The sequence below is a fragment of the Bradyrhizobium sp. USDA 3311 genome (assembly GCF_054062495.1).
This window is the reverse complement of the sequence record NZ_JBSSFI010000001.1, coordinates 5,794,387-5,816,318: the sequence shown is the minus strand read 5'-3', so window position 1 is coordinate 5,816,318 and position 21,932 is coordinate 5,794,387. Positions and strand designations below refer to the sequence as shown.

The 21,932-nt window shown below is 64.6% G+C and carries 16 protein-coding genes; 8 read left to right on the top strand and 8 right to left on the bottom strand.

Annotation, left to right across the window (positions count from 1 at the left end; genetic code table 11):
• The first annotated feature begins 129 nt into the window (after positions 1–129).
• Positions 130–3,105 carry an excinuclease ABC subunit UvrA gene (uvrA, locus tag ACVWW6_RS27825; protein ID WP_456681729.1) on the top strand — a complete coding sequence of 992 codons (2,976 nt, stop codon included), beginning with the start codon at positions 130–132 and terminating at the stop codon, positions 3,103–3,105.
• Positions 3,106–3,215: 110 nt separating this feature from the next.
• Here the strand turns inward: uvrA and ACVWW6_RS27820 are convergent, their stop codons facing one another.
• Positions 3,216–3,353 carry a DUF5615 family PIN-like protein gene (locus ACVWW6_RS27820; protein ID WP_157839442.1) on the bottom strand — a complete coding sequence of 46 codons (138 nt, stop codon included), beginning with the start codon at positions 3,351–3,353 and terminating at the stop codon, positions 3,216–3,218.
• A 1-nt stretch (position 3,354) separates the two neighbouring features.
• On the bottom strand, positions 3,355–3,582 hold the full coding sequence (locus ACVWW6_RS27815) for a DUF433 domain-containing protein (RefSeq protein ID WP_110116096.1): 228 nt from the start codon (positions 3,580–3,582) through the stop codon (positions 3,355–3,357).
• 99 nt (positions 3,583–3,681) lie between these two features.
• On the opposite strand from ACVWW6_RS27815, the gene ACVWW6_RS27810 reads away from it, so the two are divergent.
• Both ACVWW6_RS27810 and ACVWW6_RS27805 read left to right on the top strand, forming a co-directional pair.
• Positions 3,682–4,323: an HAD-IA family hydrolase gene (locus ACVWW6_RS27810; protein ID WP_456681728.1), complete on the top strand. Its 642-nt coding sequence runs from the start codon at positions 3,682–3,684 to the stop codon at positions 4,321–4,323.
• A gap of 35 nt (positions 4,324–4,358) precedes the next feature.
• Positions 4,359–5,285: a nucleoside hydrolase gene (locus ACVWW6_RS27805; RefSeq protein WP_456681727.1), complete on the top strand. Its 927-nt coding sequence runs from the start codon at positions 4,359–4,361 to the stop codon at positions 5,283–5,285.
• 126 nt (positions 5,286–5,411) lie between these two features.
• Here the strand turns inward: ACVWW6_RS27805 and ACVWW6_RS27800 are convergent, their stop codons facing one another.
• From ACVWW6_RS27800 to ACVWW6_RS27790, 3 genes are all read right to left on the bottom strand, one after another.
• A complete protein-coding gene (locus ACVWW6_RS27800; protein ID WP_456681726.1) occupies positions 5,412–6,359 on the bottom strand; it encodes a YVTN family beta-propeller repeat protein in 948 nt (315 codons plus the stop codon).
• 2 nt (positions 6,360–6,361) lie between these two features.
• Positions 6,362–6,928, bottom strand: a complete 567-nt coding sequence (locus ACVWW6_RS27795) for an SRPBCC family protein (RefSeq protein WP_011087475.1) — start codon at positions 6,926–6,928, stop codon at positions 6,362–6,364.
• Positions 6,929–7,719: 791 nt separating this feature from the next.
• Positions 7,720–8,487: an AAA family ATPase gene (locus tag ACVWW6_RS27790; RefSeq protein WP_456681725.1), complete on the bottom strand. Its 768-nt coding sequence runs from the start codon at positions 8,485–8,487 to the stop codon at positions 7,720–7,722.
• Positions 8,488–8,754: 267 nt separating this feature from the next.
• Here ACVWW6_RS27790 and ACVWW6_RS27785 point away from each other — a divergent pair, with 267 nt between their 5' ends.
• On the top strand, positions 8,755–10,818 hold the full coding sequence (locus tag ACVWW6_RS27785; protein WP_456681724.1) for a DUF1217 domain-containing protein: 2,064 nt from the start codon (positions 8,755–8,757) through the stop codon (positions 10,816–10,818).
• 16 nt (positions 10,819–10,834) lie between these two features.
• Here the strand turns inward: ACVWW6_RS27785 and ACVWW6_RS27780 are convergent, their stop codons facing one another.
• The 3 genes from ACVWW6_RS27780 to ACVWW6_RS27770 all read right to left on the bottom strand — a co-directional run bounded on the left by ACVWW6_RS27780 (position 10,835) and on the right by ACVWW6_RS27770 (position 13,915).
• Entirely contained in the window at positions 10,835–11,695 is an 861-nt protein-coding gene (locus ACVWW6_RS27780) for a PCC domain-containing protein (protein WP_456681723.1), read from the bottom strand.
• Positions 11,696–11,704: 9 nt separating this feature from the next.
• Positions 11,705–13,312, bottom strand: a complete 1,608-nt coding sequence (locus ACVWW6_RS27775) for an acyl-CoA synthetase (protein WP_456681722.1) — start codon at positions 13,310–13,312, stop codon at positions 11,705–11,707.
• A gap of 105 nt (positions 13,313–13,417) precedes the next feature.
• Positions 13,418–13,915, bottom strand: coding sequence for a hypothetical protein (locus ACVWW6_RS27770; protein WP_456681721.1), 498 nt, complete (start codon positions 13,913–13,915; stop codon positions 13,418–13,420).
• Here ACVWW6_RS27770 and ACVWW6_RS27765 point away from each other — a divergent pair.
• The 4 genes from ACVWW6_RS27765 to ACVWW6_RS27750 all read left to right on the top strand — a co-directional run bounded on the left by ACVWW6_RS27765 (position 13,902) and on the right by ACVWW6_RS27750 (position 21,926).
• On the top strand, positions 13,902–14,375 hold the full coding sequence (locus ACVWW6_RS27765) for a hypothetical protein (RefSeq protein WP_246740254.1): 474 nt from the start codon (positions 13,902–13,904) through the stop codon (positions 14,373–14,375). The two genes, ACVWW6_RS27770 and ACVWW6_RS27765, sit on opposite strands and share 14 nt — an antisense overlap.
• Positions 14,376–14,735: 360 nt before the next feature.
• Complete coding sequence (locus ACVWW6_RS27760) at positions 14,736–20,312, top strand: tail fiber protein (protein ID WP_456681720.1); 5,577 nt, start codon at positions 14,736–14,738, stop codon at positions 20,310–20,312.
• A 109-nt stretch (positions 20,313–20,421) separates the two neighbouring features.
• Positions 20,422–21,273: an outer membrane protein gene (locus tag ACVWW6_RS27755; protein ID WP_456681719.1), complete on the top strand. Its 852-nt coding sequence runs from the start codon at positions 20,422–20,424 to the stop codon at positions 21,271–21,273.
• 137 nt (positions 21,274–21,410) lie between these two features.
• Positions 21,411–21,926, top strand: coding sequence for a DUF3828 domain-containing protein (locus tag ACVWW6_RS27750; protein WP_456681718.1), 516 nt, complete (start codon positions 21,411–21,413; stop codon positions 21,924–21,926).
• The last annotated feature ends 6 nt before the right edge of the window (positions 21,927–21,932 follow it).

The window sequence follows — 21,932 nt, the reverse complement described above, 5'->3', positions numbered from 1 at the left end:
ACTGGAAATCCGCCGCTGTTCTTCCTACGTTCGCTGACAACCCCATCGGCGCCGATCCCGGTTCCGGGCAAAGCGCGCCTTCACCATTGGCGCGGCCGCGCGTCTTTGGGATTCCCTGAGGACACCGGGATGGATGAAGTGATCAAGGCGAAGCGCCAACAACAGAACGCGGGCTCGAGCCTGCGCGCAATTACGATCCGTGGCGCGCGCGAGCATAACCTCAAGAACATCGACGTCGAGATTCCCCGCGACAAGCTCGTGGTGTTCACCGGCCTCTCCGGCTCCGGCAAATCCTCGCTCGCCTTCGACACCATCTATGCCGAGGGCCAGCGCCGCTACGTCGAATCGCTGTCGGCCTATGCGCGCCAGTTCCTGGAGATGATGCAGAAGCCTGACGTGGACCAGATCGACGGCCTGTCGCCGGCGATCTCGATCGAGCAGAAGACGACCTCGAAGAACCCTCGCTCCACCGTCGGCACCGTCACCGAGATCTACGACTACATGCGCCTGCTCTGGGCGCGCGTTGGCGTGCCCTATTCGCCCGCCACCGGCCTGCCGATCGAGAGCCAGACCGTCTCGCAGATGGTGGACCGCGTGCTGGCGCTGCCCGAGGGCACCCGCCTCTATCTGCTCGCGCCGGTCGTGCGCGGCCGCAAGGGCGAGTACCGCAAGGAGCTCGCCGAATGGCTCAAGAAGGGCTTTCAGCGCGTCAAGATCGACGGCACCTTCCATGAGCTCGCGGAAGCGCCGACGCTGGACAAGAAGTTTCCGCACGACATCGACGTCGTCGTCGACCGCATCGTGGTGCGCGCCGACATCGGCCAGCGTCTCGCCGAAAGCTTCGAGACCGCGCTGAAGCTCGCCGAGGGCCTTGCCGTTGTCGAATTCGCCGATGCGCCCGCGGCCGCGCCGGCCGAGGAAAAGAAGAAGACCGCGAAGATCCACGACAAGAGCGGACCCGAGCGCATCCTGTTCTCGGAAAAGTTCGCCTGCCCCGTCTCCGGCTTCACGATTCCCGAGATCGAGCCGCGCCTGTTCTCGTTCAACAACCCCTACGGCGCCTGCCCCGCTTGCGGCGGCCTCGGCGTCGAGCAGCATGTCGACGAGGACCTCGTCATCCCCGACAAGGAGCTCGCCATCGGCAAGGGCGCGATCGCGCCCTGGGCGAAATCGTCATCACCCTATTACGTGCAGACGCTGACGGCGCTCGGCAAGCACTACAAGTTCACGCTGACCACCAAGTGGAAGGATCTGCCCAAGAAGACGAGAGACGCGATCCTCCATGGCTCCGGCGAGGACGAGATCAAGTTCTCCTATGAGGACGGGGTGCGCTCCTACGACACCAAGAAACCGTTCGAGGGCGTCATCACCAACATCAACCGCCGCTACCGGGAGACCGAGAGCGAGTGGGCGCGCGAGGAGCTGGCGAAGTATTTCCACGACGTGCCCTGCGGCGCCTGCAACGGTTTTCGGCTCAAGCCCGAGGCGCTCTGCGTCAAGGTCGGCACCAAGCACATCGGCGAGATCTCGGAGCTGTCGGTCAAGAAGGCCGGCGAGTGGTTCGAGACCGTGCCGGAGGCGCTGAACCAGCAGCAGAACGAGATCGCCGGCCGCATCCTCAAGGAGATCCGCGAGCGCCTCACCTTCCTGCTCGACGTCGGCCTCAACTATCTCACCCTCTCCCGCTCCTCCGGCACGCTGTCCGGCGGCGAGAGCCAGCGCATCCGCCTGGCCTCGCAGATCGGCTCGGGACTGACCGGCGTGCTCTACGTGCTGGACGAGCCCTCGATCGGCCTGCACCAGCGCGACAACGCGCGCCTGCTCGACACGCTCAAGCGCCTGCGCGACCTCGGCAACACCGTGGTCGTGGTCGAGCATGACGAGGACGCCATTCGTCTCGCCGACTACGTGCTCGACATCGGCCCCGGCGCCGGCATGCATGGCGGCCACATCGTCGCCGAAGGCACGCCCGCCGAGATCATGCGCAATCCGAAATCGCTGACCGGCAAATATCTCACCGGCGAGCTCGAGGTCGAGGTGCCCGAGCGGCGTCCGCCGAACCATCGCCGCACCATCAAGGTGGTCAACGCGCGCGGCAATAACCTCAAGAACGTCACCGCCGAGATTCCGCTCGGCCTGTTCACCTGCGTCACCGGCGTTTCCGGCGGCGGCAAGTCGACGCTGCTGATCGACACGCTCTACCGCGCCATCGCCCGCAAGCTGAACAATGCCAGCGAAGGCGCCGCCCCGCACGACCGCATCGAGGGCCTCGAGCACATCGACAAGATCATCGACATCGACCAGTCGCCGATCGGCCGTACCCCGCGCTCGAATCCCGCGACCTATACCGGCGCCTTCACGCCGATCCGCGAATGGTTCGCCGGCCTGCCCGAAGCCAAGGCGCGCGGCTACGAGCCCGGCCGCTTCTCCTTCAACGTCAAGGGCGGCCGCTGCGAGGCCTGCCAGGGCGACGGCGTCATCAAGATCGAAATGCACTTCCTGCCCGACGTCTACGTCACCTGCGACGTCTGCAAGGGCAAGCGCTACAACCGCGAGACGCTCGAAGTCCTGTTCAAGGGCAAGAGCATCGCCGATGTGCTCGACATGACCGTCGAGGAAGCCGCCGACTTCTTCAAGGCGGTCCCGCGCGTGCGCGAGACCTTCCAGACCCTGCACCGCGTCGGCCTCGATTACATCCATGTCGGCCAGCAAGCGACGACCCTGTCTGGCGGTGAGGCGCAGCGCGTCAAGCTCGCCAAGGAACTGTCCAAGCGCGCCACCGGCCGCACGCTCTACATCCTGGACGAGCCCACCACCGGCCTGCACTTCCACGACGTCAAGAAGCTCCTGGAGGTGCTGCACGAGCTGGTCGCGCAGGGCAACACGGTCGTCGTCATCGAGCACAATCTCGAAGTCATCAAGACCGCCGACTGGGTCATCGACCTCGGCCCCGAAGGCGGCGACGGCGGCGGCGAGATCGTCGCCTGGGGCCCGCCGGAGGACATCGCGAAAGCGCCGCGGAGCTATACGGGCAAGTTCCTGGAGCCGGTGCTGAAGAAGGCGCGGAAGCCGAAGCGGCGGAGCACGAGCGAGGCGGCGGAGTAGCGCAGCCTCGCCGCTACTGTGGTTCGGTCCCGCTTGCCATGACTAACCACCGACGAACTCGATGACGGCCTCGCCCCGCGCGACGGCTTCGACAATTTGCGGCATGGCGCTCAGAAACTGTCGCACCAGCGCGCGATTGTCGATGTTGCCGCCATTCCGAACTCGACCACATGAGCCGCATCGTATCCAGCACGACGTAAGGCTTCCGCGAGTGCAGGGGGAAGCTGAGCGTCGATCAGGTAAAGCAAGCTATTTGGCCGCTATGATCGGGTGGTCAACCTGACGCGCGGCATAGGCGAGCGCTGCGTCGATATCCGCCTCTTCCAGATACGGATAGTCCTCGAGAATGCTGTCACGCGACTGTCCGGCGGATAGCAGTCCCAAGACGTCGGCGACCGTGATGCGCAGATCGCGAATACATGGGCGTCCATGCATACGCTGCGGATCGACCGTAATCCTTGCCAGTAGGTCCGACATCTGTCACCTCTGGGCCCTAATCTAGCATCTCCGATGGCATCTGTCAGCGCGTCGCCAGCGGACCGGATGCGCAGGTCCGCCCGACACTTCCACTCCCCCATGCCCTACGCCCTCGCCATCTTCGACCTCGACGGCACCCTCGCCGACAGCTTCCCCTGGTTCCTGCGCACCATCAACGACGTCGCCGACCGCTTCGGCTTTCGCCGTGTGGCCGATGAGGACGTCGAGGAGCTGCGGCATGCCTCGTCGCGCGAGATCCTCAGCCGGCTCGAGGTGCCGCTGTGGAAGCTGCCGGCGATCGCGCGGCATGCGCGGCGGCTGAAGGCCGAGGCAGCTGGCGAGATTTCACTGTTTGCGGGCGTCGAGACGATGCTGCGGACGCTGGCCGGGAACGGCGTGCAGCTCGCGCTGGTGACCTCCGACAGCGAAGCCAATGCGCGCGAGAAGCTCGGCGAGGCGGCGGCGCTGTTCGCGCATTTCGATTGCTCTGCGTCGATATTCGGCAAGCCCGCGAAATTCCGCCGCGTCATCCGGCGCGCCAGCGTGGAGCTCGACCGTGTCATCGCGATCGGCGACGAGGTGCGCGACATCGAGGCGGCGCGCGCGGTCGGCATCGCCTGCGGCGCGGTCAGCTGGGGCTATGCAGCCCCAGCGGCGTTGCGGGCGCTTGCGCCGGATCACATGTTCGCGCAGATGGAGGACATTGCCGAAGTGGTCTGCCGGATTCCGCAGAGAGCCTGATCCGCAATCGCCACGCACGGCCCAGGGAGACGGCAATGACACTCACGGACGCAGTGCGCCTCAAGCTCCTGGAACCGCCGGTCGGCCGGTTGCGTGTCGTGCTCGACACCGACACCTATAACGAGATCGACGACCAATTCGCGCTCGTGCAGATGCTGCTGTCACCGGAGCGCTTCGAGGTCGAGGCGATCTACGCCGCGCCGTTCTTCAATGCGCGCGCGGACAGTCCCGGCCACGGCATGGAGCTGAGCTACCAGGAAATCCTTCGCCTGCTGGAGCGCCTGAATGTCGCGCCGGATGGCCTGGTTCATCGCGGCGTCACCGACTATGTCGGCCCAGGCAAGACGGCGCGGACGGCACCCGCCGTGGACGACGTCATCGCCCGGGCACGCGCGGGCACGCAGGACAATCCGCTCTACGTCATCGCCATCGGCGCTATCAGCAACGTCGCCTCCGCCCTTCTGAAGGCACCCGACATCATCGACCGTATCGTCGTGGTCTGGCTCGGCGGCCATGCGCTGGAATGGCCCGACACCATCGAATTCAACCTCAAGCAGGATGTCGGCGGTGCGCAGGTGCTGCTCGAGAGCGGCGTGCCGCTCGTGCTGGTGCCGTGCAAGGGCGTCACCTCGCGCCTCCACAGCACGGTGCCGGAGATCGAGCGCTACGTCGAACCGCATGGCAGCATCGGCGCATTCCTCGCGATGCGGTTCAAGGAGTATTCGTCCGACCACATGGGCTGGGCCAAGGAGATCTGGGACATGGCGCCGGTCGGCTGGCTGCTGAACCCCATGTGGGCGCCGAGCGTGATCATCCCCGCTCCGGTCCTCACGGACCAGATGACGTGGAGCATCGACCGCAGGCGGCATCCGATCCGCTACGTGACCTACGTGGATCGCAACCCAATCCTGAAGGACTTCTTCCTGAAGCTGCGGGATTTCACCGCGTCGAAAGTGCCGTAGGGTTGGCAAAGCGACTTGTCCGCCGTAGCTCGAAGAGCGAAGGCGGAAGCGCGCCCACCATAGCGTGCCGAGACGGCGGAGAGATGGTGGGCACGGCGCGCTGCGCCTTTGCCCACCCTACCCGCCCTACTCCGTCCTCCGCAAAAACGCCCCGAACGCGCGCGGGCCGTCGCCGGTCTTGACCTCGCCGATCACCTTCAGCTCCGCGGCGTCGATGATATCAAGCGTGTTGCTCTCCCAGCAGGCGACGATGATGCGCTTGCCGTCGGCGGTTGCATTGATGCCTTCGGGGTAGTCGCCGACATTGATGCGCTTCACCGGCTTCAGCGTCGCCAGATCGAACACGCTGACGGTGCCGCCATACTGGTCCGTGACGAAGCCGCGCCCCTGCGCCAGCGCCACCGCATAGGGCCGCATCCCGACCGGCACGCGGCCGATCTCCGCCCCCGCGGCGATGTCGATCACGGAGACGTCGTTGGAGCCGACATTGGCGGTGTAGGCGCGTTTTCCATCGGTATCGATGGTGACGCCGAACGGGCGCGTGCCGACCTTGATGACCGCCTTGCGCGCGCGCGTCGCCGTGTCCACCACCGAGACGCTGTCGTCGTCGCGGTCCGCCGAGAGCAGCAGCTTGCCGTCAGGCGTTACCGCAAGGCCCGACGGCGAGGCGCCGACCGCGATGCTGGCAGTGACGCTGCGGCTCGCCGCGTCGATCACCCGCACCGCCGCGGCGTACCAGTCGGCGACATAGACGGTGCGGCCGTCGGGCGCCAGGGCAATGCCGAGCGGGCCGCCGCCGACCTCGATCCGCCCCGTCACCTGCCGCGTTGCCGCGTCCACCACCGTCACCGCCTTGGCATCCGGGCTGGTGACATAGGCAAAGCGGCCGTCGCCGCTGACGGCGACGCCCGCCGGCTTGCCGCCGATCGGGATGGTTGCCACCGCACGTGCGGTGGCAAGGTCCACGACCATCAGATCGTCGCTGAGCTGGTTGGTGACGAAGGCCTCCTCGGCGGACGCGCTGCCGAGGCAGGCAAGGCTGGCGGCGAGCGCCGCCAGGACCAGCACGCGCACGGTCAGCTTCCGCTCTCGATCTTCTTCTTCAGTGCCTCGAGGCCGGCCTTGTAGAGCCCGCTCACCGCAGTCTTGGCGGCCTCGTCGCTCAGCTCCGGCGGCGGATCGTTGTTGGGAAAGCCGCGGTAGAACGCGCCGGCCCACTCCAGCGTCGCGCCCTTGCCGTCGGCGCTCGGCGTCACCGTCAGCGTCGAGGAATAGTTGGTGACCGGCAGCACCTTCACGTCCACGGCGGTGATCCGGTAGGAATAGGTCATGGCGGCCGCGTCGAACTTGTAGAGCTCCTCGTCCACGGTCGCCCCGCCGGTCAGGGTCAGCCGCCGCGTCGCGCCGATCTCGTTGCCCTTCTCGCCCTCGGTCTTGGTGACGGGCGGGAGCCAGCTCATGTCCTGGAAATTGCCGATCACCGCCCACACCTTGGCCGGGGCTGCGTTAATCTCGATGGATTCGCGCACCTTCTGCCGGGTCGGCCCGTGTGCCCAAACCGGCTCAAATGCGGCCGTCAGAGCCATCCCCGCCACCGCCAGCGCCGCCACCCCGGCGACCGCCGTTCCGCTTCTCATCCTCATACCGTTTCCTCACTCCTGGAGCTGCGCGACTTGAGGCGCGCTGCGATCATCGTAGCGCATTTTCGGGCCGTGGGGAGACCGGTTCGTGGCACGGCTGTGGCGGGGATCGCTCCCGCATCCACGCCATCCCTTGCGTTGCCCGACGGGCAAAACACACAAGGCCGGGGTCAATCCGTTCCGATCAAAACAATTCGCTTTACGCGAATTCGGAAATGTCGCATGTTTCGGCCATCCCAGCCCGGTCCGAGGGGCGTATCGCGATCGTCACGACACGCGGGATGGGACGTGGTGGACGCAGGCGGCGTCGGCGCGAAGGTGGTTTGCAGGGCGGCTCGCGCCGTGAGCAACGACCCGCGCGCACACGACCGGTGCAGCCTGCGTACGGCAAAATCGTGTGGTCCTGGCATCCGGGGTCTGTGTGCCAAGTCTTGCGGTGACGCGTGCTGCCCGACCGGGCGGGCGCGTCAGCCATCCGCAAGGCGACGGGGGCAATAGTGCATCGCTCCCCGGGGAGATCACGACATAAGCCGTAAAACCACTGCGCAGGGAAGGCCGGATGTTCGGCTTCACCTGTATGCCGCTGTGCATCTGCTTCCAGCGCATTTCGCGCACAGCGGACCGCGGGTGCCAGCCGGCACCCGGCCTTCCCTGCGCCCTCGGCACTTTCGAGGGCGGTGACGACAGCAAGGCTCGGGCAGTTCATGCCGCGGGGCCGCGAAGGTGTGTTCGCGATTCAGATGCGAGTGGAAAAACAATGCGCGTGCCTCATTGAAGCGGCAGACGTCCCCCAATCATTCCGCCAGCGTCGCCTCCACGAAGCCCCGCGGGTCGTCACAAAACTCCCGCATCAGCCGGTAATGGTCGGTCTCCTCCACCGTCACCGGCACCAGCCCGTATTTCCCGAGCCGCAGCAGCTTCGCATTGGGATAGGCCATCAGCATCGGCGAATGGGTCGCCATGATGACCTGGCAGATGCGGGAGTCGTCCATGCGTCGCAAGAGCTTCAGGAATTCGATCTGACGCGTCGGCGACAGCGCCGATTCCGGCTCGTCGAAGATGAAGATGCCCTGGCGCTGGCAGCGCTCTTCGAAGAAGCGCAGAAAACCTTCGCCATGGGAATGCGACAGAAAATCGGGTCCGACCTGGCCGGCATCACGTGCGGCCTTGTCGAGATATCGCGCCACCGAGAAAAAACTCTCGGCGCGGAAAAACCAGCCGTTGGTGATCTTCGGCAGCCAGCTTGCGCGCAACGCCTTGGAAAGCTGGCCACCCATCTTCTCCCGCGCGTCGGAACGATCGACCGGCATGTAGCCCTTGCCGCCACCAGCATCGTCGTAGCCGGCAAGCGCCGCGATACCCTCGAGGATCGTCGACTTCCCGGTGCCATTCTCTCCGACGATGATCGTGATGGCGGCGTCGAAGCTAAGCTCGAAATCATCCGGGAAGATGGGCAGGCAAAACGGATAAGCCTCGCGATCGTGAACCTGCGACGGATCGAGCCAGATCCGCTTCAGATACGGCGCCGGCAGGTTGATCGTGCGATTGCTTCTTCGGCTCATGTCCGGCTTCCAACCCACTCCGGTCGATATTTCGGCCGGAACATATCAGGAACACAATCTTCGCGAAAGCTGCATCTGAGAAACATACAGCAACAAAACTCGGCACGCGTCACTTGGACGCAAACTAAAACTTAAGATTGTACTCTAGAATCGCCTTAAGAAGACGTTGCTGTGAGACAATCTGTTGGCATGAGGCCAGCCCCCACCTCGCGACCCGGCAATGATTGACGGACGTCCAGGACCGTAAGAAGCCGCGAGGAATGCGCGATGGTATCAACGTATTTCAGCTACAACTACATTTCGCACCATCTCAAGCAATCCCTGACGCGGGTCGAACAGCAGACCGACGTCGCGCGAGAGGCCGCCTATTACAAGGCCAACATCGGCAAGGTGAAGACCGTCGATGATCTCATGAAGGATTATCGCCTGTATCATTACGCACTGAAGGCGTATGGCCTGGAAGACATGGCCTACGCCAAGGCTTTCATGAGAAAGGTGCTGGAGAGCGACCTCTCCGACGCAAAGAGCTTTGTCAACAAGCTGGTCGACAAGCGTTACCGGGAGTTTGCCGCGGCATTTTCCTTCAACGGCACTGCGACGCCGGTTGCGCAATCGGAGAACCAGACCGACGAGACGATCGGTCTGTACACGGCAACCAAGAAGAGCCAGGTCGACGCACTTGCGGACGATACGAAATACTACAGCGCCCAGATCGGCAGCATCAGCAGTGCTGATCAGCTGCTGAACAACGATCGTCTCCGCAACTATGTCTATTCGGCATTCGGGATCGATCAAAGCAAGTGGCCGCCCGACACGATAAGCCAGGTCCTGCGCAGCGACCCATCCGATCCGAACAGCTACGTCAACACCGCCTTCGCGTCTCAGTTGACCGGCCTCAACGCCCAGCTCGCTCAAGCCAAATCGGACGTGAGCGCCACCAATACGAAGATCGCCGACTACACGGCCCAACTCTCGCAACCGGGCGCCGACGTGGCTCAGTTGAACGTCCAGATCCTGGTCGAAAAATATCACCTGGAGTCGTACACGAAGAGCATTTCCAGCCTCAACGACCAGATCGCGACGATAGGTGGCTTTGTAGACCTGGCCGGCGCGTTCGAGTTTTCGGCTGACGGGTCGCTGCCGTCGGGTGTGCCCGCGCAGACTGCTGCAAACGTCACGCTCACGACAAAGCGGTTCGACGACAGCAAGTCCGACGTCTATGCGGCGGCAAGTCCCCTGAATGAGGCCTTCGCAACCGTTCAATTCAGAAACGCGATCGGCAAGATCGATTCAGTCCAGGCGTTCGTATCGACTGCAGCCGTGTATGATTTTGCGCTGGGCGCCGTCGGCCTCGATCCTGCAGAGGTCTCGCAGGCCACCGTCAAGGCGGCCCTCGAAAGCGATCTCAGCGATCCCAAGAGCTTCGTCTATACGCTCAAGGACAACCGATACGTCGAGCTCGCGCGCGCCTTCAACTTCGACGCAAAAGGCAATCTGACGACCCCCTTGGTGGCTCAGGACTCGGCAAAAATCCTCCAGACCGCGAAGGACTACGTCATTGCAGTGCTGAAACAGGCAAGCCCTGAGCAGCAGAAAGCGGTTCGGGAACAGGCCCAGAAAGACGCGACGTCCTATCAGGAGGCCATCGCAGGCATCGACAGCGTTTCTGAGCTGCTTGCGAACCGGAAGATGGTCGATTTCATTCTCGTCGCCAAGGGCCTGGACCCCAAGAAGGTCGGCACCGAATATCTAAAGAAGATATTCGCGTCAGATCTGAACAATCCAAAGAGCTTCGCGAACACCGAGAGCGATCATCGCTTTGCCGAGATCGCGGCGTCGTTCAATTTCGACAGCAAGGGCAATGTCGCGCGCCTTGCGATGGTTGGTCCTCAGAAGCAAGTCCAGCTGCGGGAAACACAGGCGAACTATCTCCAGCAAAGCCTCGAGCAGCAGCAGGGGGATACGAATCCCGGCGTGCGCCTGGCGCTCTATTTCCAGCGAAAGGCGGGGGAGATCACGTCCGCATACGACATCCTTGCCGACAAGGCTCTTTCGGAGGTGTTCAGGACCACCTTCAATTTGCCCGACTCGATGGCGGCGATGCCAATCGACCAGCAGGCCAAGTTCGTGGACAAATTCATGAAGATCAAAGATCTTTCCGATCCCGCGAAGGTCGAAAAGCTGCTGGGCCGTTTCTCCGCCATGTATGACGTCAAAAACGGCCAGAGCATCGGTCAGGGACAATCCCCCTTGCTCAATCTCTTTCAGGGATCCGGCTCGGGGCTAAGTGACTCTACGTACTTGGCCATTGCCAAGCTACGTTCTCACTGACGATCGCTCGCCGAGATTAGCTCAACACCTCGAGCACCAATTCCATGGTCATCAGCACGGGATTGTCGCCACGGATCAGACGCCCCTCCGCGATGCCGCCGGTGTAGTCGATCAGCGCGACATCGAGCGCCGCTTCGAGTGCACCCGAAGGGCCCGGTGCGATCGCCCCCGCAGTCACCGCAAGCTCCGTCGCAAACGGCTCGGTCACGCCGCCATGGGTGAAGCGGGCGCCGATGGTCGAGCCGACGCCGCCATGAATCTTCGCGCGCGCAATGCCGTGCTCGCGGCAAAAGCCTTCGAGGCAGAAAGCGAAGTCCTGGTTGGGGCGCAGCCGCAGCGCGAAGGCGCGGCTGGTCGTGCGCGCACCAGTGCTCGCAGCCGCAACCGGTCCGAACAGCTTGAAATTGGTCTCGGGATCGGGCTCGGCCGTGAACATCGCGCCGTCGAGGCCGAAGGCCTCGACCTCGAACGGCTCAGTCACGATCGTCTCGTCCGGCAGCATGTGGCCACCGCTTGCCTTGCCGTCTGCCTCGGTCCACAACCCATGGCAATGAAAGAACGGCGCGCCGTCCCGCGTGCCGAGCGTCATGCGGCCGAGCTTCGTGCGCGTCACGCCCTCGGGCCGGAACGTCTCGCTGTAGAACGCGGCGTTCTCGCCGGTCTTCGACAGCGCCGGCATCACATAGGCAAACGGCCCGAGCGTGCCGCGGCCGAAGTTCAGCACGCCGCCGGCAAAACCTTCCGCCGCAAAGCCGCGGCGTGCGGCTTCCAGCAGCGGCACGCCTGCCTCAAGCATGAACGTGAAAGCGCGTCCCCTCGCCTCCACCCATTGGATGCGTTCTGCGCCAGGTGCGCCCAGCTGCTTGATGCTGCGCATGACCCTCGCTCAGCCTGTTTTCGTCTTGTCGAGGTCGAGCAATCCGCGCGCCTCGAGCTCGTCACGCACCATGCGCTTCGGCACCTTGCCATAGCCGGACTTCGGCAGCGCCTCCCAGAAGAAGAACCGCTTCGGCATCTTGTAGCGCGGCACTTTTGGCGACAGGAACGCCGCCATCTCCGCTTCAGTCACGGCCGTCGCACCCTCGCGCGCAACACAGACGGCCACGCCGACCTCGCCCCAGGTCGCATCGGGCACGCCGAGCACGGCAACCTCGCCGACCGCGGGATGCGTCAATATCTTCTCCTCGATCTCGCGCGGATAGATGTTGGAGCCGCCGGAGATGTACATGTCGGAAGCACGGCCGGTGATGTAGACGAACCCCTCCTCGTCCATGTGGCCGAGATCGCCGGTGCGGAACCAGCCGTTGCGGAACGCCTTCGCATTGGCCTCGGGGTTGTCGTAATAGCCGGCGAGCACCGCAGGACCGATCACGCAGATCTCGCCGCTCTGGTTCGACCCGAGCTCGCGGCCCTCGTCGTCCTGGATCGACACCTGCATACCGGTGCGCTCGAAGCCGCAAGTGCCGATCTTCGCATGCGGGCCGTCCTCGGGGTCGTGCAGCGCCGCCGGCAGCACGGTGATGTTGCCGGTGACCTCGCCCAATCCAAAATACTGCACGATGACCTTGCCGAGCTTCTTCAGCGCGGCCTTCTGGTCCTCGCGATACATCGGCGCGCCGGCGTAGATCACGTGGCGCAGAGAGGAGTGATCGTATTTGTCGGCGGCGGGATGCTCGACCATCATCTTCAGAATGGTTGGCACGGTGAAGAGATTGCTGACCCGATGCTTTTCGATCAGGCGGAACGCCTCGTCGATGTCGAATTTCTCGGTCGGCAGCAGCACGGTGCGTACACCTCGCGCGGTCTGCACCAGCTGATGCACGCCGGCGCCATGCGAGAGCGGCGCCACCACCAGCGAGGCGTCGTCCTCGGTGACGCCAGGCGTCAGGTCGGCGAGATGGTTGGTGACGACAAAGCCCATCTGGCCGTGGGTCAGCACCGCGGCCTTGGAGCGGCCCGTGGTGCCGGAGGTAAAGAAGAACCAGCAGGGATCGTCGTGCTCGACAGCGACGTTCTCGACCGCGTGCCCCGCATGCGATGCGATGGCATCTGCAACCGACGCCTCGCCGAACGCGCCCTTGCCGTCAATGCTCCAGGTGAACGCGAGCGCACCGCCGCTCACGGCCGCCGCGTGCTCGGGAAAATCGACGTGGCACAGAAACGCCTTCGCGCCGGAGGCCTGGGCGAGGTAGGAGACCTCGTCCGGCATCAGGCGGAAATTGGTGGGCACCCAGACCGCACCGAGCCTGAACGCCGCGAACATCGAGAAGAACATCTCGTCGCCATTCTTGGAATGGACGAGGATGCGGTCGCCCTTCGCGATGCCGCGCGCGGCGAGCGCCGCCGCCAGTGCCGAGACCTGGGCGTCGATCTCGCGCCAGGTCCAGGACCTGTCCCCCCAGACGAAACCGGGACGCGATCCATGCCGCCGCGCATTCTGGGTCAGCATGTGAGCGAGATTCATGACGCGGCGGGACATGCGCAGGGGCTGCATGGGGCTTCCTCTTCGACTGCGGACGGCGCGCAAGCCGCCCGCTCCTTGCTGCCCATTTATCGCCAACGCCCGCACCCCCGCAAGGCCGCCGGCCGCGCACCTGCTCTACGGCTGCTTGAACGCGAACGGCGTCGCCGTGATCGTCTTCTCCTTGACGCAGGCCTGCGCGCCAAAACCGCCGCAATAGCTGCCATGCAGATCGAACCGGATGGTGCACGCGGCGCCGCGCTTCACCGGCGACGTCACGATCTTGTAGCTGCGGACATAGCCGTCGAACACGGGGCGCACGCTGCCATCCGGCAGCGTCACCAGGATGTTCATGACGCAGCCGCCGGTTCCGCAATAAGTGGTCTCGCGCTCCCCGCATTTTGTGTCGCGGAAATCGACTATGTAGTCGTCGCGGCCGTCACCGGTCAGGTCGATCCGGCGCACCGTGTCCGGCGCAAAGGTTACCGCGCCACCGTCCTGGCTGTCGCACTCCTCGTTGGCGTAGCGCAGCGCCTTCTGCACACCGGCTGGATAGTCGGCCGGGTTGAATGGTCTTGCGTCGTCGGCGCGCGCAGCGGTGACGAGCAGAGCGAGCAGGAGGATGAAACAGCGCATGCGCATTGGTCGTCGGCGATGCCGCAGTCGTTCAGGGATTTTTAAACATGATCGGCGCAACCTCAGCCAGTTCTCGCGTACAGAGTGCCGCATCATGGTCAAAGCGCCCGCCTTCCTCCTGTTGTCGCTGGCGCTTGCCGGATGTGCCGTCGCGCCGCAGGCGCATCTCGCTTCCGATCCGGCCTTCAGGCCTGCCCGCTTTGCCTGGGACGGTGCGGGCGAAGATCCCAATCAGCAGCGCCCCGCCTCGGGGCCATCGCGAACAACGCGATCCGCCGCGGTATCCGAGCGCAACAGTTCGCAAGCCGGACTTCAGCCCTATTCGAAGGAATGGTGGCAGGCGCAGGACGGTATCGAGGCCGAGCAGGACGCCAGGGTCAACCGCGCCCTCGTCATCTGCCAGGGCTGCGTCCGCCAACAGCCGAGCGAAGATACGCGCGTGGCCAAGGCCGCGGACTGACAGACATCGGTTTGAAGCCGCCGGGAAGCCGCCGCACCGGGGCCAGTGCGCAGCGGGCTGGTCACGCGTACCGGCGCCGGTCGGCGCGATCATGCGCGAAGATCAACCGCCATTGATGAACGGCGAAGCGCTGCACCCTGCGCGATGTCTCGTTTTCAAACAACTATCGCCAAAAAACGCGGAAAAACGCGACATTTGCCTCGCAGGACGGCGGTCGCGCTCCGGTTGCATGTGCCGCGCGCAGGCTTGTTCCGGCGCAAGCTTCACGCTAGTTAATCGCTGCTTAATGCATTTGTTTGGCTGGCCCGGCGGCTGGCTCCCGGGTGGATATGCGCCGTTTCGGCGTGGAATGTGGTGAGTATGGGAAGAGTTGTTTTCATTGATTCCCGCGTTTCCGACATCGATGCCTTGCTGGACGGGCTGGCCCCGGACGAACAGGCCTTTGTCCTCAACGGCGCCAGCGACGGCTTCGCCCAGATCGCAACCATCCTCAAGAACAACGGCCTGACCGGGCTCGCGTCGATCTCGATCGTCGGTCACGGCGCTCCGGGCGAGATTGAGATCGGCTCATCCGTCATCCACGACGCGGACCTCGCGAACGATGCCGCCGCACTCTCCGCGATCGGCGCCTCGCTCGCATCCGACGGAGCTCTCGCCCTCTATGCCTGCGACACGGCCGCGGGCGCGACCGGAAGCCAGTTCATCTCCGACCTCTCCGCCTATGCCGGCGGCGTCACCGTCGACGCGGCGACGCATGTGATCGGCAATGCCGATCCCGCAAGCTGGACGCTCGACGTCTCGACCACCCCGGCAGCGGCTGCCGTTAGCGCGCCCTTCGCGGAGCAGGCGCTTGCAAATTTCAGCACGACGCTCGGCATCATCGGCCTGACCCCCGGCACGTCAGCGACGTTCCACGGCGGTGGCGCCGCCGTGTCCATCGCACCGAACCTGATCGTAACGGACAGCGCCTCCTCAACACTCTCATCGGCCGTGGTGAGTCTCGTCGGCTTCGTCGCAGGCGACACGCTGAACTTCACGGACCAGAACAACATTCACGGCAGCTACGACGCCGCGCACGGCATCCTCACCCTGAGCGGGAGCGATACGGTCGCCGACTATCAGGATGCGCTGCGCTCGATCACCTACAGTTTTTCGGGGAACGGCGATCCGACCGACGGCGGCACGCACCAGGTTCGCGATATTACCTGGCAGGTGTCGGACGGGACGAACACGAACATCACGGCATCCCCGATCGACAACGATCAGCCCTCACTCGGGCTGACCCAGCTGATCCCGCTTCAAGGCACCTATCCCTCGCATGGAGACGGCACGTCCGATCCCGGCACCATCGATCTCGGGTCCATCAGGACCTTCGCCGGAAGCCTTGCTCCCAGCCACACGGCGCTTGCCAGCGGGCAGCTGCTGTCGATCGCCCAGAACACCGCCCTGTTCTCGCTGTTCGGCACGACCTATGGCGGCAACGGACAGACGACCTTCGAGCTACCCAACCTCCAGGCCAAGCTCACGGTCGGCTCCGAGAACAGCGCGAATTTTTCGCTCGGAGCCAACTACGGCACGGACACGGTCACGCTGGGGACCCAGAATTTGCCCTCGGGCTTCGGCGCGGGGCAGGCTTTCACCAACGACCAGCCTTCGCTGACCATCAACTATCTCATCAACACCGGCGGACCGGGCGCGAGCTCAGCCTCGAACTGGCTCGACGTAGCCGGCGAAATTGTCCCGTTTCTCAGCAATTTTGCGCCGACAGGATATCTGCTGGCGGCTGGCCAGGTGCTGAACATCGCCGACTATCCGAACCTCTATAACGCCATCGGCACGACGTATGGCGGCGATGGTGTCACGACGTTCGCGCTGCCGGACCTCACCGGCCGCACCATCATCGGGGTCGGAACGAACTCGATCGGCGATTTCCAACTTGGCACGGTCATCGGCCAGGACACGACCACGCTCTCGACGTCGAACCTGCCCCATCCAGTCGGGGCTTCAGCCGACTTCAGCAACTACCAGCCTTCCATCGCTCTGCACTATCTGATCTCTCTCGAAGGAATATTTCCCTCCCAGAGCGGCTCGTACTCGGACTCCGCTCCATGGGTCGGCGAGATCATTTCCTACGCCGGAAACGGCACGGACCTCGACTATATGCTGGCGCACGGCTGGGCCGAGTGCCAGGGCCAGCTACTGTCGATCTCACAGAACCAGGTCCTGTTTGCGCTCATCGGAACGACCTATGGCGGCGACGGCCAGTCCACCTTCGCCCTCCCGGACCTGACCGGTCGCGCCGTCGCGAGCGTGGGCACGAACTCCCAGGGCAATCAGGTCGAGCTCGGCGAGCAATACGGCACCGCCTCCACAACGCTCATCTCGAGCGAGGTGCCTCTGACGGCGAGCGTGCTCGGCATCGTCCATACCGCGCCGACCGTCACCGCAGGTGCCAGCCTGAACTATCCGGTCGGCAGTGCGGCAGCCCTGCTCGACAGCACGTTGATCGTCGCCGACCCCGACAGTGGCGGCAATCTGACCGGCGCGACCATCAAGATTGCCAGCGGCTTCGTCAGCGGCGATGCGTTGAGCTTCATCAGCCAGAACAACATCACCGGCAGTTACAACGCCGCTACCGGCCTGCTCACGCTGAGCGGCACCGACACGCTCGATCATTACCAGACCGTGCTGGAATCGATCGCGTTCAGCGCCCCCGGATCGACCGCGCCCGGCTCCCGGACCATCGAATGGACCGTGACCGACGGCTCCTCCAGCAACGGGACCAGCAACACCGCGACCAGCACGGTCAATCTGCTCCACGTTCCGCTCGTCAGCTCGGTCACGGCGGCGACTACGGGCAATGCGACCGATCTCAATGCCGGCAAGGTCGTCACCATTACGGTGGCCTTCACCGACCCGGTGAATGTCACCGGCGCGCCAGAGCTCCAGCTCAGCGACAATGTGATCGCGACCTATCAAGGCGGCAGCGGCGGCACCGCGCTGACGTTCAGCTACACGGTGCAGGCCGGCGACAGCAGCAGTGATCTGCAGGTGCAGAACCTTCTCCTGAACGGCGGCACCATCAAGGACGGCTCGGGCAACGATGCCGTGCTGGCCGGCACAGCCACCGACCTGCACCTGACGATCGACACCGCCGCACCTGTGGTCTCGTCGATCAATACCGCCGGCAGCAATCCGAGCAACGCGACCAGCGATACCTTCACCGTCACCTTCTCCGAAATCGTGAGCGCGGTCGACGCGAGTGACTTCACTATCGTCACCGGCGGTTCCGTCTCATATGGCGGGATGGTCGTGCTGCCCTTCAGCGGCAGCGTCTATACGGTGACGGTCACCGGCGTCACGGGCGATGGCACGCTCGGCCTCAAGCTCAACGCGTCCGGCACCGGCATCGCCGATCGCGCCGGCAATGCCATATTTGCCGGCTTCACCGGACAGACCTACACGATCGATCACACCGCTCCGGCCGTGACGTCGATTGCCGCGTCGGGCGCCAGCCCGAACAACGCCGGCACCGAACAGTTCACGGTGACCTTCTCGGAGAGCGTCAGCGGCCTGACCGCCACCGATTTCACCCTGACCACGACCAACACACCGGGTGGTATCGCCCTCTCCACCACCGGCATCAGCCAGATCACCTCCGCCGACGGGAAGACCTACACGGTGACTGTCGGCGGCGTCACCGGCGACGGCACCGTGCGCCTCGATTTCAAGAGCGGCTCGAGCGGCGTCACCGACACTGCCGGCAATGGCGCCAGCGCGGGCTTCTCGAGCGGCGACGTCTACACCATTCGACATACCGCTCCGAGCGTTTCGTCGATCGTCGCGAACGGCTCGAACCCGAACAATGCCGGAAGCGATCAGTTCACGGTGACGTTCTCGGAAGACGTCACCGGCGTCGATGCGAGCGACTTCACGGCGACCCGCACCGGCAGTGTCACCGACACCGGCATCGTCGTGACGCCCGTCAGCGGCAACGTCTATACCGTGACCGTCAACGGCGTGACCGGCGACGGCACGCTGCGCCTCGACCTGAACGCTTCAGGCACCGGCATTGCCGATGCCGCCGGCAACGCCGTGGCGAACGGATTCACCGGCGGCGACGTCTACACCGTTCAGCATACGGCCCCGGCCGTGACGTCGGTGAGCGTGCCCGCGAACGGTACCTACGTCGCCGGTCAGAATCTCGACTTCACGGTCAATTTCAGCGAGGCGGTGTCGGTGACGGGCACCCCGGAAGTCGCGATCATGCTCGACACCGGTGGCCTCGTCGAAGCCCAATATGTCGGCCAAGGCAGCGCCTCCTCGCTGACCTTCCGCTACACAGTGGCTGCCGGCGAGAGCGATGCCAATGGCGTCGCGCTCGGCAGTGCGATCGTTCTCAATGGCGGCACGATCAAGGACGCGGTCGGCAACGCCGCCGTGCTCACGGTGAACAATGTCGGCTCGACCGCCGGCGTTCGGGTGGATTCGATCGCGCCGACGGTGATGTCGATCGCGACCTCGGGCGCGGGCATCGTCGCAGGCAGCGGCGATCTCAACGCCGGCCATAGCGTCATCCTGACGCTCAATCTCAGCGAAGCGGTCAACGTCGATCTGACCGGCGGCACGCCGACCATGCAGCTCAACGATGGCGGCGTCGCGACCTATGCGGGCGGCAGCGGCAGCAGCGCGCTGACCTTCAGCTATCTCGTGGCTGCGGGTGAGAACACGAGCGATCTTTCGGTCAACCAGATCCTGCTCAATGCAGGGACCATCCGCGACCTCGCCGGAAACGATCTCACCTTGCCGGGCGGCACCGTCAACCCCGCCGGGATCTTGCAGATCGACACGCACGCGCCGGATATCGTCGCCGTCAGCGCATCGCCCGCGAGCGGCGCGGTCGGAGCCGGCCAGTCTGTCACGATCACGGTCGCCCTCGCCGAAGCCGTGACCTTGTCGGGCGGTGCGCCCACCCTCTCGCTCAACGATAACGGCATCGCCACCTTCGATGCGGCTGCGACCGCGGCCTTGCATGATTCCAGCAAGCTCGTGTTCAACTACACGGTGGGAGCCGGCGACACGCTCACATCTGCGCTGGCGGTCACGGGCATAGATCTGCACGGCGGAGCGATCGGCGACTTCGCCGGCAACGCCGCCAATCTCGGCAATATCGCCACGACATTCACCGGACTTGCCGTGATCGATTCACTCGTCACGGCGCACGCAGACAGCAACCGTGTCGTCGCCGGCCAGACCGTCACCGCCGATGCCGCGCACGGCCTGCTCGCCAACGACACCGACACCAACCCCGCCGATCACGTCGTGGTCAACGCCGTCAACGGGCTCGCCGGCGCCGTCGATCACAGCATCGCAGGCGCCTATGGCAGCCTCACGGTGCATGCCGACGGCAGCTATTCCTACGCTGCCAGCGGCGGCGTCACCGGCGTCGCCTACGACAACTTCACCTACACCGCGAGCAACGGCCATGCGGCGCCCTCGACATCGACGCTGACCGTCCAGGTGATCGGCGGCAACCAGAACTTCGTGTTCGTTCCCGCCGGCGGATCCGCCACCACCGGTTATGGCAATACCGTCCTCGACGGCAGCGCCGGCGGCGCCACCATCACGGCCGCCTCGACCTTCAACGCCCACGAGATCCTGATCGGCGGCCCCGGCGACACGCTGATTGCCGGCAATTACGGCCGGGATACGTTCGTGTTCGCCGGCGATTTCGGTCACAACACCATCAACAACTTCCATACGGCCCTGGACGACATTCAGCTGCAGGCATCGCAGTTCGGAAGTCTCGCCAACGTCTTCGCGGACCTGCATCAGGTTGGGGCGGACACTGTGCTCACGCTCGACGCTACTCACGTGGTCACCATCACCAACACCGCGTTGGCAAGCCTGACCTCGGCCAATTTCCATCTGGTTTGAGTGCGATCCAGCCCGAAGGCGCTCCGATCCCGACCCGAAGTTGCCAATTGGTCACAGCGTTCAGCCGCCATGTAGCGTAAAACCACGTCGGAATCGGGGAATTGGGCCAATGAAAAATTTCGAGAAACTTGTGCTTGCGGGCATCGTGGCTGTCGGGGCGGCTTGGGGGACGGCACATGCCGCGGATCTTGCCCCGACCTATAAAATGCCGGTGAAGGCGATCGCCCCGGTTCAGACCTGGAATGGCTTCTATGTCGGCGGCAATGTCGGCTACGATTGGAGCACGGGCTCCACGGGTATTTCCGTCCTGTCGACCGATCCGGCACTGGCGGCCCCGCTCGCCGCGCTGGTTGCGGCCGGTTCATTTCCGACCGCGCTGTCGCCGTCGGCGAAAGGCGTGATCGGCGGCGTCCAGGCCGGCTACAATTGGCAGGTCGCCCCGCAATGGCTGGTCGGCGTCGAGGCCGACTTCCAGGGCGCGGACGTCAAGGGCACGACCACCCAGGCGCTCGCACCGGTCGGCTTCGATGCCACCTCGACGACGGTCAGCAAGGGCATCGACTGGTTCGGCACCGTGCGTGGCCGGGTCGGCGTGCTGGTAGCGCCGCAATGGCTGCTCTACGGCACCGGCGGCTTCGCCTATGGCCGCACCAAATCCTCGTTCAGCACCACCGACGTGACCGGCGGATGCATCGTGGGCGCGACCATCTGCGCCAGCGGCGCCTCCTCGGGGACGAGCACCGGCTGGACCGCCGGCGCCGGCACCGAAGTGATGTTCGCGCCGAACTGGAGCTTCAAGGCCGAGTACCTCTACGTCGACCTTGGCCGGCGGACGCTGAACGTCGCCTCCTCCACCGTTCCGGCCATCGTGTTCACGACATCGACCCCGTTCCGCGAGCAGATCGCCCGGGTCGGCGTCAACTATCATTTCTCGGCCGGCCCCGTCGTCGCCAAATACTGATCAAGACGCCCCGGGGTCCGCCGACCCCGTGCACGCATGGCCGAGGCCGATCAGAGCCACTCTGATCGGCCTTCGCGTTTGAACCTGCCGGGCGCAATCAAGCTCTGCTGACGTGCGCACCCCAACCAGGACACTCCATGCTCACCCGTCGCAGCCTCATCGCTACTGTCCTCCTCGCCGGCGTCGGCCCCGCCCTCGCCCAGGCTCCCGCAACCAGTGAACCGCTCGCTATTCTGACTGCGATCTACACCCGCGCCGCCAAGGGCAAGGGCGATGGCGGCGGTGCCTTCGTCATCGAGAACAAGGCGGCCAAGGCCAAATATCTCTCCAAGGCCCTGGTCGCGCTGTGGGCCAAGGCCGATGCGCATACGCGCAAGGGCGACGTCGGACCGGTCGATTTCGATCCCGTCACCAACTCGCAGGAACCTGACGTGAAGTCGTTCAAGGTTGACGCCGAGAAGATGGAGGCCGACAAGGCGATACTTGCGGTGACCATCACCGGACACCGCAACGACCGCAAACCCGCCGACCTGATCGTGCGTTACGACTTCGTGCGCGAGGTTGGGAGCTGGCGGATCGACGACATCAAGGGCTCCTCCGACGGCGAAGCCTGGTCGATCCGCAAGATGCTGACAGACTCGCTGAAGAGCTGACCGGAG